The sequence below is a fragment of the Rubrivirga sp. genome, from assembly GCF_049648075.1.
GTDB lineage: Bacteria > Bacteroidota > Rhodothermia > Rhodothermales > Rubricoccaceae > Rubrivirga.
In genome coordinates, this window is record NZ_JBARYR010000070.1 from 1 (window position 1) to 2,422 (window position 2,422).

The 2,422-nt window shown below is 69.2% G+C and carries 3 protein-coding genes; all 3 read right to left on the reverse strand.

Annotated elements, in window-relative coordinates:
• Nucleotides 1-513: DUF3667 domain-containing protein (locus tag WBA11_RS02015; protein ID WP_424519057.1), on the reverse strand; the 513-nt coding region annotated here is incomplete at its 3' end.
• 48 nt (nt 514-561) lie between these two features.
• Nucleotides 562-1,386 carry a metallophosphoesterase family protein gene (locus tag WBA11_RS02020; protein ID WP_424519058.1) on the reverse strand — a complete coding sequence of 275 codons (825 nt, stop codon included), beginning with the start codon at nt 1,384-1,386 and terminating at the stop codon, nt 562-564.
• A gap of 28 nt (nt 1,387-1,414) precedes the next feature.
• Nucleotides 1,415-2,422 (reverse strand): dihydrolipoamide acetyltransferase family protein (locus WBA11_RS02025; RefSeq protein ID WP_424519059.1); only part of this gene is annotated, 1,008 nt, incomplete at its 5' end.

Consider the following 2,422-nt stretch of genomic DNA (forward strand, 5'->3'; position numbering starts at 1 on the left):
CGCCGCGGCGGCCGAGTCGGCGCGGGCGAGGTCGGCCTCGACGCGGGCGAGCTCGGCCTGGACCACGACTTGTTCGTCGGGATCGCGGCCCTCGATGCTGTCCTCCACCGTCTCTCGGATCCGGCCAACCGGATCGAGGACGGAGATCAGCAGGAAGAACAGGAGCGTCGAGACGATGTAGACGCGGAGCGGGGACAGCGACCGCTGACGCCGGCCCTTGAAGTAGTTTGTCGTCAGCCGACCCGGTTTGAACAGCAAGGTCCCGTAGGTCCGCCAGACGCGGCCGTCCAGGCCGAACAGCTCCTGGAACGCGCGCGCCACGAACCGGTGGACGGGCACACGCAGCTCCTGCGACTTCTGGCCGCACCGCGCGCAGAACTGGCCCGGCAGCCGCGCGCCGCAGTTGAGGCACAGCGTGGGCGCCTCGGCGACCAAGTCGGCCTCCTCCGGGGTCACCGCAGGCGGGCGGTCGACCTCGAGGTCGGCGGCGGGCGGCGGGTCGATGTCGGACACGGGGACGGAGGGCGAGGGACCCAACCTACGGGGCTCGCCGCGATCTCGTTACGTGACGGGCCGGCGGTCGCGGTCGAACGTCGTCGTGCGGACGTCCTCGAAGCGTCCGGCCCCATGATCGAACCGGCGCTCGCGGACCTCGAAGGTGTCTGGCCGGACGACGATCCAGTTGTAAAAATTGGTCATCCGGTTCGTCCCCCGCCCTCGATCCGAGGTCGCAGTCCCAGCACTCGCGATCACGACACGGTGCGGGTCCGACCTCGAGGACGACATTTCGACGGCCTCGACGTGGCTGACGTGCAGGTGCCCGCACAGCACGAGGTCGACGCGGCTCCGCCGGACAGCCTCGAGGGCGAGTGCCGCGCCGCGAGAGACGTCGTGATCTCCGAGTGCGTCGAGACGCACGACGTGATGGTGCAACGTCAGAACACGAAACGTCTCAGGCGGATGGGCATCGAAGAACGCCTCCATCGCATCGAGGTCGTCGCGCAAGATCCGGCCACCCTTGATGGTCCATCCGTGCGCTGAGTTCAGGCCAAACACGGCCACGCCGACCTCGACGTGGGTGGGTCGCAAGTCCGCCGTGATGTGTCCTTGGAACCGCTTGGTCGGGCTGAACAGCCGGTCGACCGGGTGGTGCCACCAGGCGCGGACGTCGTGGTTGCCCGGCACCACGATCACGGGCGGCTCGAACCGGTCGAGCATGGCCCGAGCGGCGCGAAACTCGCGCGTCCGCGCGCGCTGTGTCAGGTCGCCCGACACCACGACCACGTCGACACCTGCGGCGTTGACCTCGTCGACCAGACCGTCCACGACGCGGGCGTCCGAGATCCGTCCGAAGTGGACGTCGGACAGGTGCGCGATCGTGGACATCGAGGACGAGGCTCGGCCTCGAGGTCGGCTAGACCAGCATCAGCGACGGCGACTCGAGCATCGACTTGACGTCGCCCAGGAAGGCCGCCCCCGATGCGCCGTCGACGACGCGGTGGTCGCAGGAGAGCGTCAGCGTCATGACCTTGCCCGGTACCACCTCCCCGTCGTCGACGATTGGGACGTCGCGGATCGCGCCGATGGCCAGGATGCAGGCGTTGGGCGGGTTGATGATGGCCGTGAACTCGGAGATGCCGAACATGCCCAGGTTCGAGGTCGTGAACGTCGAGCCCGTGTACTCGCTCGGGTCCAGCTTGCCGTCTCGGGCGCGGCCGGCCAGCTCTCGCGTCTCGGCGGCGATTGCAGCCAACCCCTTGCGGTCGGCGTCGCGGACGACCGGCGTGATCAACCCCTCGTCCATCGCGACCGCGATCGCGACGTGGGCGCCGTCGTGCTTGCGGATGACGCCCTCGTCCTCGAGGTAGCTCGCGTTCACCATCGGGTGGCGGCGGAGCGCCGAGGCGCAGGCCTTGGTGATCAGGTCGTTGTAGCTGACCTTGGCCAACCCCTGCTTCTCGGTCAGCGCGTTGATGTCGGCGCGGAAACCCATCGCCGTCCGCATGTCGACGTCGACGGTGAGGTAGAAGTGCGGCGCGGTGAACTTGCTCTGGGCCAGGCGCTTGGCGATCGTCTTGCGCATCTGGGTGATGCGGACGTCTTCTCCACCACTGCTGACCGGCGACGCGGCGGGCGCGCTCGTCCTCGAGGACGGCTGCGCAGCTGGGGCCTGGACGGGCGTGACCTTCGAGGCCGGTGCTGGGGCTCCCTCCTTCGCTTTCTCGACGTCGCGCTTGACGACGCGACCGTCCGGTCCGGAGCCCGCGATCTGAGCCAGGTCGAGGCCCGCCTCTTCGGCCATCCGGCGAGCCAACGGCGAGGACTTGATGCGGCCACCGTCCGACCTCGAGGTCGGTTCGCTCGAGGGCGCCGCACTCGTGGACGACCCGTCGCCGCCGACCGGCTGAACGAGGGGTTGCAC